The sequence below is a fragment of the Micromonospora cynarisoli genome (assembly GCF_030518815.1).
GTDB lineage: Bacteria > Actinomycetota > Actinomycetes > Mycobacteriales > Micromonosporaceae > Micromonospora > Micromonospora wenchangensis.
Genome location: NZ_CP130426.1, coordinates 4,349,742 through 4,364,665 on the forward strand (window position 1 = coordinate 4,349,742; position 14,924 = coordinate 4,364,665).

Consider the following 14,924-nt stretch of genomic DNA (forward strand, 5'->3'; position numbering starts at 1 on the left):
CGGGTCGTCGGCGGGGTCACCGACCGCCGGGCCGCCCACCCGACGTGGTGCCGGGTGGGCGGCGGTGGCGGTCAGGGGCTGGTGCAGGTCGGCGACGGGCTGGTCGGCGTGCCGGTGCCGAGGAAGCCGAAGGTCGTCGAGGTGCCGGGGGCGAGCGTGCCGTTGTAGTCGACGTTGCGCACGGTCGCGGTCGTGCCACTGGTGCTCAGCGTGCCGTTCCAGACCTGGCTGATGCTCTGGCCACCGCCCAGCTGCCAGCGGGCGGTCCAGCCGTTGACGGCGGTGCTGCCGGCGGTCACCGTGACCTCGCCCTGGAAGCCGCCGGACCACGAGCCGACCGTGCGGTACGTCGCGGTGCAGGCGGTGCCGGCGGGCGGGGTCGTCGGCGGCGGGGTGGTGGGCGGCGGAGTGGTCGGCGGTGGCGTGGTCGGGGGCGGAGTCGTGGGCGGCGGGGTCGTGGGGGGTGGCGTCGTCGGGCCACCCGGGGGCACCAGGGGGCAGGTGGAGCTGTAGCGGGAGACGCCGGTGCTGTCCGCCAGCGGGCAGAGGAACTGCGTGTAGCGGGTGTCGTTGTCCAGGAAGATCTTGAGCCAGGGGATCAGCAGCCGCATCTCGGTCGGGTTCGACCGGGTGAACGACAGGTGGTCGTTGCCGGCCAGCTCCGCCCACGCGTGCTCCACCCCGGCGGGCAGGGTGTTGTAGATGCCCTGCACGTAGGACGGGGTGACGGTGCCGTCGTTCTGACCCGACAGGAGCAGGGTGGGGACCTGGGTGGTGGACATGTTCAGGTTGTTGCCGGGCGTACCGGGGGCGAGGCCGACCGCGGTCTTCAGCGACGGCCGCCGCAGCGCGGCCAGCAGGGTGCCGGCCCCACCCGCGGAGTGGCCCATCACGCTGAGCCGGTTCGGGTCCACCCGGGTGCGCACCGGGCTGGTCCGGGTGAGGTAGTCCAGCGCCGCGAGCAGTTGGGTGGCCCGGGCGTCGGCGCCGTCGGTGCGGCTGTTGGTCTCGATCCCGAGCACCACGAACCCGAAGGACGCCAGCCAGGGGCCCATCCAGGCCTCCTCGTTGGCGAACAGGGCCGAGTACCCGGGCACGATCGCCACCGCGCCCCAGGTGCCCAGGCTGGTGTCGGTCGGGTAGTAGACGAACCCGCCGTTGAAGCCGTTGCCCGCCGGCACGGTCGCCTGCGTGGTGGCGAACGGCCCCCGGGTGGCGGCCACACTGGCCGGGGTCGGGTCCGGGCCGCGCTGGTAGGGGCTGTCCGCCGCGGCGGCGTGCGGCGTGGTCGCGGCCATCACCAGGCCGAGGACCACCGCGAGGCCGGCCGAGAGCCAGCTCACCGACCGGGGTACGGAGGTCCGGCGTCCGACCGGGGGCGGGGTCGGGGGTCGATCCGTCGGTAGCGTCACTTCGGGCCTCTCCTTCGTCGCACGGGGCTGCGGGCTACCGCCGGATCCACTGCTGGTTGGCCTGGCCGTTGCAGGTCCACAGGACGAGCTTCGTGCCGTTGGCGGTGGCCCCGCCGTTGGCGTCGAGGCAGAGGCCGGACTGCACGCCGGTGATGGTGCCGTTGGCGTTGACGTTCCACTGCTGGTTGGTGCCGCCGTGGCAGTCGTACGTGGTGACCTGGGTGCCCGGGGTGGTGCCGTAGCCGGCGGCGTCCAGGCACCTGCTGCCGAGCGCGGTCAACGCCCGGCCGGAGGTGTACGTCCACTGCTGGTTGGCGCCGCCGTGGCAGTCCCAGAGCTGCACCTGGAGCCCGTTGGTGGCGGCGGAACCGGGCACGTCGACGCACCGGCCCGACGGGGTGCCCACGATGGTGGTGGTCTGTCCGCCGCTGTTGCCCGGGTTGCCGATGCTGCCCGGCACCGACTGCATCGCGCTGTACCAGCGGGCGGCCATCTTGTCGTAGCCGCCGGAGGTGGGGTGGATGCCGTCGATCAGGTCGGCGGTGGTGAGGGCGCTGTGCATGTCGACCAGGTGCACCCGCTTGCCGGCGTTCACCTTGCTCGACACGATGCCGGGGATCGCCGCGTTGAAGGTCCGGACGGCGGCTTCCTGGTTGCTGTTGGACAGCGGGATGAGCTGCGCGACGAACACCTCGGCGGTGGGCACGGTGGCGGTGATCCGGTCGATCAGGGTGGAGAGCCGGTTCGGCGCGGTGCCCACGTTGTAGTTCTGGAGGATGTCGTTGGTGCCGATGTGCAGCAGCACGGTCTGCGGCCGTTGGGTGTTCAGCCAGCCGACGATGTTGGCGTCGATCTGGTCGATGCGCCAGCCGGGGTGCCCCTCGTGGTCGTGGTCACCGAGACCGCCCGGCCCGTTGAACTGCGAGCCGGTGAAGTCGATCGTGTACCGGCCGCCGGCCAGGCGCTGCCAGAGACCGATCCGGTAGCCGCCCGGCACCTGGGTGCCCTCGGTGATGGAGTCGCCGAGCGGCATCACCCGTACCCCGCCGTTGGATTCGGCGCGGGCGGGGCCGGTCGGTGTCACCACCCCGGCGGTCATGACGCCGAGTACGGCGAGCGCCGCGAGCCATCGTGCCCTCGTTCGCATGGACTTTCTCCCCTGGATCGGTGGAGCTGGCCGGGGACGTGGCCGGTCGGCCGCCATGGTGGTCTGGCGACACGTCCGAGCGGGCCCGCCGGCGGGTACGGCGGCCTGCGGCCACCCGGACCCACCGGTGACGCCGGTCGCCGCATCGGCACCACCACGTCCTCGGCACTGGGACGGTTTGTGAGCGTTAACAACGACCATTGTAAATTCTTGTCGCCGACCTGGTCCACACCCGGCACCCGCCCCCGGCCGGGCCGGAGGCCCGAGGGGCGGGAGCCGGGGGGCCGGACTACCGGCCCAGGGTCACCTTGAGGATCCGCTCGTTGCTGTTGTTGGGGACGCTGTCCTTGTCACCGCCGGTGCTCGTGGTCAGCCACAGGTTCCCGTCGAGGGTCGGCTCGACGGTCCGCAGCCGGCTGTACGTGCCGACGAAGAACTGCTGCACGTCGGTGAGGGTGTTCCCGCTGATCACCGCCCGGTACATCCGGTTGCCCCGCAGGCAGCCGAGGTAGAGCACGTCCCGCACGATGGCCAGACCGCTACACGACGCCTCGGCCACCGGGTAGGTGCGTACGGGGGCGAGGTAGTTCGGGTCGGAGCAGGCCCCCACCGTGCCCTCGCAGGCCGGCCACCCGTAGTTGCCGCCCCGGACGATGATGTTGGTTTCGTCCATGACGTTGTTGCCGAACTCCTGCTCGAAGAGCCGGCCCTGGGAGTCGAACGCCAGCCCCTGCGGGTTGCGGTGCCCGTAGCTCCACACCGCGTTGCCGAACGGGTTGTCCGACGGCACGGTCCCGTCGGGACGGATGCGCAGCACCTTGCCGCCCAGGTCGTTGACGTCCTGGGCGCGGTCCGGGCTCTGCCCGTCGCCGGTGGCGGCGTAGAGCATCCCGTCGGGGCCGAAGCGCAGCCGCCCGCCGTTGTGGTACTTGTTGCGCGGGATGCCGGTGACCAGCACCTGCACCGTGCCCGTCTGCAACGTGCCGTCGTAGCGGATGCGGACGATCCGGTTGTCGGTCGTGGTGGTGTGGTAGATGTACAGCCACCGGTCGGTGGTGAAGCTCGACGACACCGCCAGCCCGAGCACCCCGCCCTCGCCGTTGGTGCCTGCCACGTTGGGCACCGTGCCGATGCTGCGCTTGTTGCTGCCGTCCGGGTTCATCGCGACGACGTCGAACAGGTCGCGCCGGCCGTAGAGCACCGTGCCGTCGGGCAGTTGCACCAGCCCCCACGGCAGGTCCCGCTCGGTGGTGACCACGGTCGTGCCGCAGACCGCGCTGGTGCAGGCCGACCCGGTGCGCACGGTCACCGCGCTGCTCGCCGTGGAGGCGTTGCCCTGCGCGTCGCGGGCGACGACCGTGTACCGGTACTCGGTGCTGGCGGCCAGCCCGGTGTCGGTGAACGAGGTCGCCGGCGGGTTCGCGCCCGTACCGGTGACCGAGCCGACCGTCACCCCGCCCCGCAGGATGTCGTACCTGGTGACCGCCACGTTGTCGGTGGACGCCGTCCAGGTCAGGGTCACGTCGGTGCCGTTGGCGGTGGCGGCGAGGTTGGTCGGGGTGGTGGGCCGCTGGGTGTCCGACTGGCAGAACGGCGGCGTCACGGTGAGCGTGGCACTGGCCTGCGACACGTTGCCGGCGGCGTCCCGGGCGTTGACGTACCACCCCCAGGTGACGCCCTGCGCGACGGTGAGGGTGGCGGTGAGCGTGCTGCCGGCGACCGAGGTGACCAGTTGGCCGTCGTGGTAGACGTCGTAGTACGCGACGCCGACGTCGTCCCGGGCGGCGTACCAGGCGAGCGTGACGGACTGGCAGGTCAGCCGGGTGCTGCGCAGGTTGGTCGGCGGGGTGGGCGGCCGGGTGTCGGCAGCGGCCCGGGCGGGGGCCGTCCCGCCCGGCGTGGCCGGTGGGCCGGCGGTGACGGGTGCACCGGCCAGGACGGTGCAGGCGCTGGTCAGCAGCGCGAGGCCGGCGAGGCGGCGGGGATGGCGGAGACTGGATCGCACGCGGTACGTCCCTTCCTGGGAGCCTGGTGGGTCAGTACGGGTAGCCGGGCACGTTGAGCTGCACGCTGTACAGGCCGGAGTCGTTCGTGCGGCCCGAGGTGACGTAGAGGGTGCGCCGGTCGGGCCCGCCGAACGCCACGTTGGTGGTGCCGCTGACGCCGGACCGGATCGTGCCGAGTTGGCTGCCCGTGGGCGAGTAGACGTGCACCAGCCCGTCGCCGCCCGACGCCCAGTACACGTTGCCGGCGCAGTCGATCGTGCCGCCGTCCGGGCCGCCGACGTAGTTGACGAACACGCTGCGGGCACCGGTGCTGCCGTCGGGCTCGACGACGTACCTGTAGATCTTGTTCTCGCCGTAGGCGCCGACGTAGAGGGTGCCGCCGTCCGGGGAGAGCGCGATGCCGTTGGGCTGGCGCAGCGTGTCGTCGACCAGCGAGACCTGGCCGTTGGAGACGCGGAAGACGCTGGTCCGCCCGCTCATCTGGTCGGGGCGGTTGCCCCGCTGGAAGTTGGGGTCGGTGAAGTAGACGACGCCGTCGGAGCGGACCGCCACGTCGTTGGGCGAGTTGAACGCCCGGCCCTGGTAGTTGCCGGCGACGACCCCCCGGGCCAGGGTGTCGAGCCGGTACGTCGAGACGCTGCGCTGGTCGTGCGTGGCGGCCACGAGTTGCTGACCGTCGGGGGTGAGCGCGAGCCCGTTGCTGCCGGCGTTGCCGAGGAACGTGTCGAAGGTGGCCGGCGGGGTGAACCGCCGGATCGTCGACGGTTGGACGTTCTCCGACCCGGTCGGCGCGGCCATGTCGGAGAAGAGCAGGTAGCCCCGGTCGGCGACCCAGACGGGCCCCTCCAGGAACGCGAATCCGCCACGGATCTTCGTGGCCGAAACCGAGGTCGACGGCAGTGGCGGGCCGTAGCCGGTGCCGGACGGGCAGACGCCGGGTGGCGCACCGGGCGGGCCGGCCAGGGTGGCGGGCTGCCCGGCCGACGGCGCGGCCCGCAGGGACGGCGCGGGCGCGGTGTCGGGGCCCGCCGGGACGGCGGCGGGCAGGGCGAGCAGGAGGCTGGCCAGCGCGGTGGTGGCCGGGTGCAGGACCATCGGGAACTCCGATCGGCGAACGGACCCGCCGTCGTCGGCGGTCGCGGGGTGACACCGGAACTGATCTACCGGTATCGATGCATCATGGGGCAGCATAAATTAGGAACCACCGCACCGCATGGGTGACGATCCACCGATCCCGGCAATGATCCGGATTTCTCACTAAGATGCTGGTCAATGTAGTTGGATTACCGGACGCCACCCGGACGCCGACCGCCGACGGGGTCCACATGCTGATCGGGGCTGGTCGATGGACGCCCCCCGGTCCGTCCGGCCGGTCCCGGATGACCCGCCGCCGGACCGACGCTGCGCCGCCGACCATCCTGGACAGGTCGACTGTGGAGCACGAACGGGCCGCGGAACGCACCGACGGTCCCGATTCGCACCCACCTGCCGCGTCACCGACAGAGGCGGAATCGACGTTGGGAGCGCGCTCATCTACCCTCAGGGCAGATCCGGCCCACGTCGTGTGGCCGGCACCGGTTCGGCAGCCATGGGTGTCGTGGTCTCCCCGCCAGTATTCACCGACCATGGCCCTGTTCGGAGGGATCGAAGCGTTGACGAGCGACAAGGCGGCGCCGCCGGGCGTCGACACCACCCGGCCCAGCATCGCCCGGGTGTACGACTACTACCTCGGCGGCAAGGACAACTTCGCGGTCGACCGGCACGCCGCCCAGATGGCGATGCAGGTCACCCCGGACGGTCCGGAGGCCGGGCGGGCCTGCCGGGCCTTCCTGCGCCGGTCGGTCCGCTACCTGGCCGCCGAAGCCGGCATCCGCCAGTTCCTCGACCTCGGCTCCGGCCTGCCCACCCGGGGCAACGTGCACGAGATCGCCCACCAGGTCGACCCGGACGCCCGGGTGGTGTACGTGGACAACGACCCGATGGCCCTCGCCCACGGGCGGGCCCTGCTCGCGGACGCCCGGACCACCACCGTGGTCGGCGCCGACGTCCGGCAGCCGGACGAACTGCTGACGGAGCTGCACGACCGCAAGCTGATCGACTTCGACCAGCCGGTCGGGCTGCTGCTCCTGGCGATCCTGCACCACCTGCACGACGACGACGATCCCGCCGGGGTGGCCCGCCGGCTGATCGACGCCCTCCCCGCCGGCAGCTACCTGGCCATCTCCCACTTCTACGACCCGGGTGCGGCCCAGCCGGAGGTGTCGGCGAAGGCGCGGGCGGTGGAGAAGGTCTTCAACGAGACGCTGGGCACCGGCCGGTGGCGTACCCGGGAGGAGATCCTCGGCTTCTTCGGCGACCTGGAGCTGATCCCGCCCGGTCTGGTCCCGCTGGCCGAGTGGCACCCGGACGGCGAGGAGGACACCAAACAGACCGCCACCTACCACACCATCGTCGGTGGGGTGGCCCGCAAGGCCTGAGCACGGGCGCTGCCGTCGGCGACGTGACCGGTCCCCACCCGGGGGCCGGCCCGGCCGGCGGCGGCTCCCGGGCCCGCCACCGGTCACGGCCGGCGTCAGTAGCAGGTGTTCATCGCCGCCCGCACCTCGGCCAGGGTGGCGTCGGCTACCGCCCGCGCCCGCTCGTTGCCCTCGCTGAGGATGGCCCGCAGGTGGGCCCGGTCCTGACCGTACTCGGCCCGGCGGGCCCGGATCGGGGCCAGGTACTCGTTGACCGACTCGGTGACGACCTGCTTGAGCGCCGCGGCCCCCGCCGAACCGATGTCGGCGGCCACCTGCTCCGGACTGCGCCCCTGGCACAGGGCGGCCAGCAACAGCAGCGACGACACCTCCGGGCGGGTGGCCGGGTCGTAGCTGATGTGCCGCTCCGAGTCCGTCTTCGCCCCCTTCACCAACCGGGCGGTCTCGTCGACGGTGGCGGCGAGCGTGATGGCGTTGTTCCGGCTCTTGCTCATCTTGGTGCCGTCCGTGCCGAGCAGCAGCGGGGCGCTCGACAACAAGGCGTCGGGCTGGGGGAACACGGCCGAACCGGCACCGTAGCGGTCGTTGAAACGACGGGCGATCGTCCGGGTGAGTTCGAGGTGCGGAAGCTGGTCCTGGCCGACCGGAACCAGATTCGCCTTACAGAACAGGATGTCGGCGGCCTGGTGGACCGGATAGGTGAACATCAACCCACTGACGGCGGACTGCCGCGAGTGCGAAATCTCGTCCTTGACTGTGGGATTGCGGTTGAGTTCGGAGACCGAGACGAGGCTGAGAAACGGCAGCATCAACTGGTTGAGTGCCGGCACCGCCCCGTGCGTGAAGATCGTGCTGCGGGCCGGGTCCACCCCGATGGCCAGGTAGTCCAGCACCAGTTCCTCGACGTGCCGGAGCAGATTGTCCGCCACGTCGCGGTCGGTGAGAACCTGGTAGTCCGCGATGACCACGAACAGCTCCACCCCGAGTTCCTGGAGCCGGACCCGGTTGTGCAGCGTGCCGAAGAAGTGACCGAGGTGCAGGCGGCCCGTGGGGCGGTCACCGGTGAGCACCCGGAACCGCCCCGGCTCCTTGCGGATCAGCTCCTCCAGCACGGCGCTGCGGGCCTGCGCGGCGGACGTCCCGAGCGCATCGGTCGGCCCGGCCGAGGCAGCGGCACCGGCGTCTTCGGTCTGGGGTACGGCGGTGCTCACAGAATCTCCTGAAGGGTCGGTCTCGACGCCATGATTACACGGCCGGTGGCGCTGTCCGCCGGTTGCCGGTCCATCAGCGCGTCCGGCGGCAGCGCAATTCCGGTCGCATATATCTCGCGCCTGCCCGTGACCAACAGCCGGCGGACGAGAGGGTGGCCGTGACCGGCTCCCCGGCCCCGGCCCGATGGCCTAGCCTTCCCGTGACAGATCCATCCCCGACGATCCGGTGGAGGAACCGATGACCATTCGACGACATCTGCTGCGTACGCTCGCGGCCTGCGTGGCGGCGACGACCCTGACGGCCCTGGCACCGGCCGGGACGGCGCAGGCGGCCTGCACGACGAGCAGCTTCACCGTCGTCTGGGACTACGCGGGCATGTACACCGCGCCCAACGAGTCGACCCTGTACGGCACCCGCCGCTACGGACAGGTCGTCACCGGCCCGACAGGCAACACCGCCAACGGCTGGACGCTCACCTACGACTACTGGAACGGCCTGCCGCTCTGGGCGTACATGAAGGACGCCGCGTTGCAGTACCGCGGCTGCGCCTGACCCGCCCGGCCGCCACGGGTCCGCGCCGGTCCATGGTCGGACCGGCGCGGGCCCGGCGGCACGGGCCGGTGCTCAGCGGCGGGCCAGCCAGACCGTCCGCTCGGTACGGACGCTGAGGTCGTCGCGGCCCGGCAGGCCCGCCACGGCCTCGTCGAGGACGGCGAGGTCGGCCGGGGTGAGCCGGTCGGCCAGGCCGTGCCGCATCCGACCCAGCGAGACCTGCGCGTAGCGGACGGCGGCGGCGGGCAACGGGGGGGCGCAGGTCGATGTCGAAACGCCGCTCGGTCACCGAGCGGAAGCCGGCCTGCGTCATCCGCTCCCCCCAGTTCTCGTGCATGTGCAGGCCCGCCTCGTGCCGGCGCTTCGCCGCCTCGTCGTGCACCCGCCGCTCCGCCTGCTCGCCCGGCGTGCCGGTGAGGAACCGGGGGAACGCGTCCACCTCGGCGACCACCAGCAGCCCGTCCGGCCGCAGCGCGGCGAACGCCGAGGCGAGCGCGGTCGCCGGATCGGCCAGGTGGTGCAGGGACGCGGCGGCCCAGATCACCCCGGTCGGTCCGAGGTCGGGCCAGGGCTGGTCGAGGTCGGCCTGCACGGTCCGGATGCGGTCGCCCAGCCCGGCGGCGTCGGCCCGGGAGCGCAGGTGGGCCAGCATCTCCGGGGAGAGGTCGACCGCGGTGACCGTGGCGTCGGGCAGCTCCCGGGCGAGGGCGAGGGAGGCCGTGCCGCTGCCGGCCCCCAGGTCGACGACGTGGGGTTGCCCGACGGCCTCCCGGCCGACCCAGCCGATCACGTCGCGGAAGTAGTCGTGCAGGACCTCGGCGTCCAGGTCGAGCAGTTCGATCAGGTGGTCGTGTGCCATGCGGCGACGGTAGCCGCACCATGCCCGTACGGCATAGCATCTTGCGTATGAGGCAAGACAGGGATCTGGAGGACCTGGTCCGTCAACGCGTACGCAGCCTGCGGCTGGCCCGTGGCTGGTCGCTGGAGGAGTTGGCCCGACGCTGCCTGATCAGCCCCTCCACGCTCAGCCGGATCGAGACCGGGCACCGCCGGATCGCCCTGGACCAGGTCGCCACCATCGCCCGGGTGCTCGGCATCACGCTCGACCGGCTGGTCGAGTCCGACGCCGACGACGACGTGGTGATCCGCCCGCACTGCGACGAGAACCGGGGCGTCACCACCTGGTTGCTGTCCCGGGACAGCAACCAGACGGTCGCCAAGCTGCGGATCACCCGGGAGGTCCCGACCGACCTGCGGGTGCACCCGGGGCGGGACTGGTTCACCGTGCTGTCCGGCACGATCGTCCTGCGCCTCGGCGAGCGGACGATCCTCGTCGGCACCAACGAGGCCGCCGAGTTCTCCACCCTGGTCCCGCACGCGTTCGGCGCGCACGACGGCCCGGCCGAGATCCTCTGCATCCTCGACCACGAGGGTGAGCGCAGTCACCTGGGCCCGCACCCGCACCACCACCCGCCGCCGGTCAGCCGGTGATCACCGGCCAGGCGTAGGCCAGCAGGGCGCACGCCGCCCCGAGCAGGGCGAGCGAGACGCCACGGCTGGGGATGGGCAGCGCGGCGAGCACGAGCAGGATGACCGCGACGACATAGAGGAACGCCTGTACCGACATGACACTCTCCTCGACGGTGGGCTGACGGACGGTGCCGTCCCTACCCCCACCACCCCGGTCGGGAAACCCGCGCCCGCCAAGGACCCGGAGCGCCGACCCTCCGGATCGGACGGCGCCCGGCCGGCACCGTCCGTCCCCTCCGTTGTCGGCGGTCGCCGCGACCGGGTGTCAGCAGCCGAGCCGCCTGGTGGACAGCGCGATGTCGTCGATCCAGAGGTTGAACTCACCAGGCGTCGTGCCACCCTGGTAGAGCTGCCAGCCGATCTTCACGGTGTCGACCGCCGGCAGGACGAACGGGACGTCGTTGCCGCCGTGGTCGGTGGTGGAGGCGGTCAGCTCCGGGTTCGCCACCCCGTCGATCCACACCGCGACCCGGTTGTCCGTCGGGTCGAGCTTCCACTCGAAGCACTGCCAGGTGTCCTCGGCGACCGGGGCCGACTCCCGCCAGTTGGTCCAGTCGCCGGTCGGGCCGCCGTCCGCGCCCACCCCCCAGAAGGTGCCGGGGACGGTGGGCGTGTACTGGCCGCCGATCGGGCGGACGACCTCGGAACTGCCGCTGCCGGTCGCCTCCACCAGCGTGAAGTGCGCCCAGTCCGGGGCGGTCGGGAAGGCGTCCACGCGCAGCCGCAGCCGCCCGTAGAAGCGGTTGCCCGGCGCGGCGAAGTCGTCGACGCGCAGGAAGGCCCGGCCGTTGTCGACCGTCCGGATGTGCAGCACCTGGTTGCCGTGCCTGGCGCGCTCGACGGTGAGCGTGCCGTGGCGGGTGTCGACGCCCCACTTCAGCGTGCTGGGGCCGCCGGGAGGCAGACGCTCGAAGTCCTCGCAGAACAACAGGTCGCGGTGACACGAGCGCGGGGCGGCGTCCGAGACATCGGCCGGGACGCTGCCGGCGGTGACGCCGAGGATCAGGGCCGCGGTGAGAACCGCGAGGGAACTGCGCATGGTCGTCCTCCGTGAGGGGGGTGATCGCTGCCGGGTGGGCGGGCCGGTGGAACTGCCGGCCGGCGGGTCGACTGCCCGTCGTCGTGGCGATGGCCCGGCGTACGGCACGCGCCGGCCGAGGCGGCGTGCTGCCGGCACCGCGCTGCTCCCGCGTACACCGGTTCCCAGCGCGGTTGCCCCCGTGCTGCGGTGCTGTGAGCCATTCCAGCACGCCGGTCCCGCCCTAGCAATATCGACAGTCATCAGCACAGCTCACCCCAGCGAGGCGGCCGGCCGGGCTGACCGACGGCACGGGCGAGGGCCCCGCCGGTCAGCCCGGCGGGGCCCTCGGGTGCTCACCCGCTGCGGCGTCCCACCGCAGCCGGGCCGGTCAGTTGCAGGTGGTGCCGTTGAGCGTGAAGGGCACCGGGACGGCCGGGGAACCGTCGGCGGTGAAGCCGAAGCTGACCGCGCCGTTGGTCGGGATGTTGGCGTTGTGGCTCTCGTTGCCCACCGTGACCGCCGCGCCGGTCTGCTGGAAGACACCGTTCCAGTGACCCTGGATCAGCTGGGTGCCGGGGAAGGTCCAGCCGAGCGACCAGCCGTTGACCGCCGGGCCGTCGTTGTAGACGGTGACGCTGGCGTTGAAGCCGGTGCCCCAGGAGCTGGTCACCACGTACGACACGCGGCAGGTGCTCGCGAGGGCCGTCGCCGGTCGGATGTCGCCGTAGTCGTCCCGGGCGGTGGCGAAGTCCTGGAAGCCGAAGCCGGGACCGGCCGACCGGGTGGTGGTGCCCGCCGCGAGGACGGTGCCGTTGGGGTTGACGAAGTAGACAGGTCCGCCGCTGTCGCCGCCCCGGGCCGACTCGTCGCCGTCGAGCTGGGTGGCCTCGACCAGATCCTCGATGTCGTCGTAGTGGAACTCGACCCGCAGGTTGCAGACCGGCCCGCCGAGCTCACCGGCCGAGGTGTACCCCGACTGGCAGAGCAGCTGCCCGGGGAAGACCTCGGTCCAGCCGGTCACCTCGGCGCGTACCTCGTCGTTCTGCCCGCCGACGTAGATGTGGCTGCCCGGCGAGGAGGTGGAGACCAGCATGGTGTCGTGGTCGTCGTTGCTGGCGACCGAGTAGCCGACCAGCGTCCCGGTGTTGGTGCTCGTGTTCCAGGCGACGTGCCAGGGCTGCCCGATCGGGCCGCAGTGTTCCGCGGTGAGCAGGTAGCCCGCGTTGGTGGTGTGGTTGCGGACGCCGAATCCGGCGGTGCAGCCGTAGGTGGTCAGCCCGATGCCGATGCCGCCGTCGTAGGGTGCGGCGTCGTTGTACCGGGACCGCTCGACCATCCGCTCCCGGACGACGGTGCGGGTGGCGACCCCGGTCGCCGGCAGCTTCGGCTGCTTCGCGCCGAGCTTCGGGTCGACGGCGACCTCGATCCCGGAGCCGTCGGTACGCAGCCGGACGGCGTGGGCCGCGTCGTTCGGGTCGGCATCGACGACGGGGGTGAGCTTCGCCGCCGCCTGCTTCAACTCGGCGCGGGTGTAGGTGGCCCCGACGACCTCGACCGGGGCGGTACGACGTGCGGTCGCCACCGCCGCCGCGACGTCACGGGGCAGGGTGCCCTTCCACCAGAGGGTGACGTGATCGTCCACCAGGCCGATGCCGGCGTAGCCACGCGGCGTGCCGGCCTCGACGGCGGTGCGCACGACGTTGGCCGCGTCGACCAGCGGGGCCTGGGCGATCATCCGGTCCCGGGCCTGCGCCGGGATCAGGTCGAGGAGGGAGCGGTCGTTCCCGGCCGTCGCCGAGGCGCCGAACGGCTGGCTGGGGGCGGCGTTCGAGGGTGCCGTCAGCGGACCGACCACCACCGTGGCGCCGAGCAGCACGCCGGCGACCACCGAGCGGCGGGTCGCGTTCCAGGTTTGCGTCATGACCATGAGTCAAGTGATTCCGCCGCCCCGGGAACAGGCAGAAGCATCGGCAAGAATCGACAGCCGGTCCCGTCCCGACGCTGGCCGTGGCCCGGAGCCTGTGGCTGCGGGCCCGGCCGGCGTCGGGACGGGCGGTGTGTCCCGCCGTCAGGAGCCGGTGCAGGAGACGTTGCCGGGCGCGGTGCTGCTGCTGCCGTTGACCAGGAACCCGAAGGTGGTCGAGGCGTTCGGGCCGACGGAGCCGTTGTAGGAGGCGTTGCGGATGCTGACCGTGCCGCTGGTGCCGGTGTTGCTGCCGTTCCAGACGTTGGCGATGGTCTGCCCACCGGCCAGCGTCAGCTGCACGGTCCAGCCGGTGATGGCGGTGGAGCCGGTGTTGGCCACGGTGACCTCACCCTGGAAGCCGCCGTTCCAGCTGCTGACCGTGCGGTACGTCGCGGTGCAGCCGCCAGGTTCCCCGGTGGGCGGCGGCGTGGTCGGCGGAGCGCTGGTCGGCGGGGTGGTCGGTGGCGTGGTGGGCGGAGTGCTCGGTGGCGTCGTCGGCGGGGTGGTGGGCGGCGGGGTCGACGTCCCCGGCACCGTGGTGGAGGCCGCGTTGAGCGCGTTGAGGACGGCGGTGTACGCCGGCTTCGGGTTGCTGTTGCGGTCGAACAGCAGCGGGTTCTCGTTGCCCCGCCAGGAGTCGCTGTCCCGGATGCCCCAGGTGGTGATGCCGACGCAGCGCGGGACGTTCATGCACGCCTGGGTCAGGCCCTGGTACTGGCTGGTCGAGGCGTTGGTGACGTCCGCCTCGGTCAGCGCCACGTCCACCCCGAGGGCGGCGAAGCTCGACAGCGTCTGCTGGAAGTTGCCCGGCAGCGAGCTGCCGCCGGTGAAGTGGGTCTGCAGGCCGACGCAGTCGACCGGTACGCCCCGGGCCTTGAAGTCCTTGATCAGGTTGTAGACGCCCTGGGTCTTGGCGTACGTCCAGTTCTCGATGTTGTAGTCGTTGTAGCAGAGCTTCACCGACGGGTCGGCGGCCCGCGCGGTGCGGAACGCCACCTCGATCCAGTCGTTGCCGGTGGCCTGGAGGTTCGACGTCCGTCGGGTGCCGTTCTCGGCGTACGCCTCGTTCACCACGTCCCAGTAGGCGAACTTGCCCTTGTAGTGGGCCATCACGCCGTTGATGTGGCTGATCATCGCGGACCGCAGGGCGCTGCCGCTGAGGCTGCTCCAGAACCTCGGCTGCTGGGCGTGCCAGGCCAGGGTGTGCCCCCGGAACCGCATGCCGCGCTGGGTGGCCCAGTTGTAGATCGCGTCACCGTTGCGGAAGTCGAACTGGCCGGGGTTGGGCTCGGTCGCGTCCGGCTTCATCTCGTTGACGGCCGTCATCATGTCGAACTCGCGGCTGGCGATGGTCAGGAAGCCGGAGTCGTTGAGCCGGTCCGCCCCCATGGCGGCCCCGAAGTACCGGCCGCTGCGCTCGGCGGCGGCCTTCAGCGTGGTCCCGGGCGGTCCGCTGAGGTCGGCGTGGGCCAGGGTCGCCACGGCCATCGAGGACACGGTGATCGCCAGGGCGCAGGCGCCGCCCAGCAGCAGCCTGGTGGCCCTCCTGGTGCGGCGTCGCGGTCGAGCGGGTACGTCGTTCATTTGTGCGGATCCTCCTC

13 protein-coding genes are annotated in these 14,924 nt (G+C 72.0%); 3 read left to right on the top strand and 10 right to left on the bottom strand.

All coding sequences use genetic code 11. The features are described from left to right. Nucleotides 1-71 precede the first annotated feature (71 nt). From Q2K16_RS18685 to Q2K16_RS18700, 4 genes are all read right to left on the bottom strand, one after another. Nucleotides 72-1,298, bottom strand: a complete 1,227-nt coding sequence (locus Q2K16_RS18685) for a poly(ethylene terephthalate) hydrolase family protein (protein ID WP_302746535.1) — start codon at nt 1,296-1,298, stop codon at nt 72-74. A gap of 148 nt (nt 1,299-1,446) precedes the next feature. Beyond that, the gene (locus Q2K16_RS18690) at nt 1,447-2,559 is read right to left on the bottom strand and encodes an RICIN domain-containing protein (protein WP_302738852.1); all 1,113 of its coding nucleotides are present in this window, start codon (nt 2,557-2,559) and stop codon (nt 1,447-1,449) included. Nucleotides 2,560-2,848: 289 nt separating this feature from the next. Beyond that, nucleotides 2,849-4,564, bottom strand: coding sequence for a PQQ-dependent sugar dehydrogenase (locus Q2K16_RS18695; protein ID WP_302738853.1), 1,716 nt, complete (start codon nt 4,562-4,564; stop codon nt 2,849-2,851). Between the two features lie 31 nt (nt 4,565-4,595). After that, nucleotides 4,596-5,660, bottom strand: coding sequence for an SMP-30/gluconolactonase/LRE family protein (locus Q2K16_RS18700; protein WP_302738854.1), 1,065 nt, complete (start codon nt 5,658-5,660; stop codon nt 4,596-4,598). Nucleotides 5,661-6,190: 530 nt separating this feature from the next. On the opposite strand from Q2K16_RS18700, the gene Q2K16_RS18705 reads away from it, so the two are divergent. Then, a complete protein-coding gene (locus Q2K16_RS18705) occupies nt 6,191-7,042 on the top strand; it encodes an SAM-dependent methyltransferase (protein ID WP_302738855.1) in 852 nt (283 codons plus the stop codon). 95 nt (nt 7,043-7,137) lie between these two features. On the opposite strand, the gene trpS is transcribed toward Q2K16_RS18705, so the two are convergent. Then, nucleotides 7,138-8,253 carry a tryptophan--tRNA ligase gene (gene trpS, locus Q2K16_RS18710; protein WP_302738857.1) on the bottom strand — a complete coding sequence of 372 codons (1,116 nt, stop codon included), beginning with the start codon at nt 8,251-8,253 and terminating at the stop codon, nt 7,138-7,140. Between the two features lie 238 nt (nt 8,254-8,491). Between trpS and Q2K16_RS18715 the strand changes: the two genes are divergently transcribed. Then, nucleotides 8,492-8,806 (top strand): hypothetical protein, encoded by a 315-nt coding sequence (locus Q2K16_RS18715; protein WP_302738858.1) that lies wholly within the window; start codon nt 8,492-8,494, stop codon nt 8,804-8,806. On the opposite strand, the gene Q2K16_RS18720 is transcribed toward Q2K16_RS18715, so the two are convergent. Beyond that, nucleotides 8,727-9,665, bottom strand: a complete 939-nt coding sequence (locus Q2K16_RS18720) for a class I SAM-dependent methyltransferase (protein WP_302738859.1) — start codon at nt 9,663-9,665, stop codon at nt 8,727-8,729. The genes Q2K16_RS18715 and Q2K16_RS18720 overlap by 80 nt on opposite strands. A 47-nt stretch (nt 9,666-9,712) precedes the next feature. Here Q2K16_RS18720 and Q2K16_RS18725 point away from each other — a divergent pair, with 47 nt between their 5' ends. Further along, nucleotides 9,713-10,297: a helix-turn-helix transcriptional regulator gene (locus Q2K16_RS18725; protein WP_302738861.1), complete on the top strand. Its 585-nt coding sequence runs from the start codon at nt 9,713-9,715 to the stop codon at nt 10,295-10,297. Here Q2K16_RS18725 and Q2K16_RS18730 read toward each other — a convergent pair. The 4 genes from Q2K16_RS18730 to Q2K16_RS18745 form a co-directional block, all read right to left on the bottom strand. Beyond that, the gene (locus Q2K16_RS18730; protein WP_169733029.1) at nt 10,287-10,433 is read right to left on the bottom strand and encodes a hypothetical protein; all 147 of its coding nucleotides are present in this window, start codon (nt 10,431-10,433) and stop codon (nt 10,287-10,289) included. The genes Q2K16_RS18725 and Q2K16_RS18730 overlap by 11 nt on opposite strands. 168 nt (nt 10,434-10,601) lie before the next feature. Beyond that, complete coding sequence (locus tag Q2K16_RS18735) at nt 10,602-11,375, bottom strand: hypothetical protein (protein ID WP_302738862.1); 774 nt, start codon at nt 11,373-11,375, stop codon at nt 10,602-10,604. Between the two features lie 370 nt (nt 11,376-11,745). After that, nucleotides 11,746-13,278: a cellulose binding domain-containing protein gene (locus Q2K16_RS18740; RefSeq protein ID WP_302738863.1), complete on the bottom strand. Its 1,533-nt coding sequence runs from the start codon at nt 13,276-13,278 to the stop codon at nt 11,746-11,748. A gap of 147 nt (nt 13,279-13,425) precedes the next feature. Then, entirely contained in the window at nt 13,426-14,907 is a 1,482-nt protein-coding gene (locus Q2K16_RS18745; RefSeq protein WP_302738864.1) for an endo-1,4-beta-xylanase, read from the bottom strand. Nucleotides 14,908-14,924: the final 17 nt, after the last annotated feature.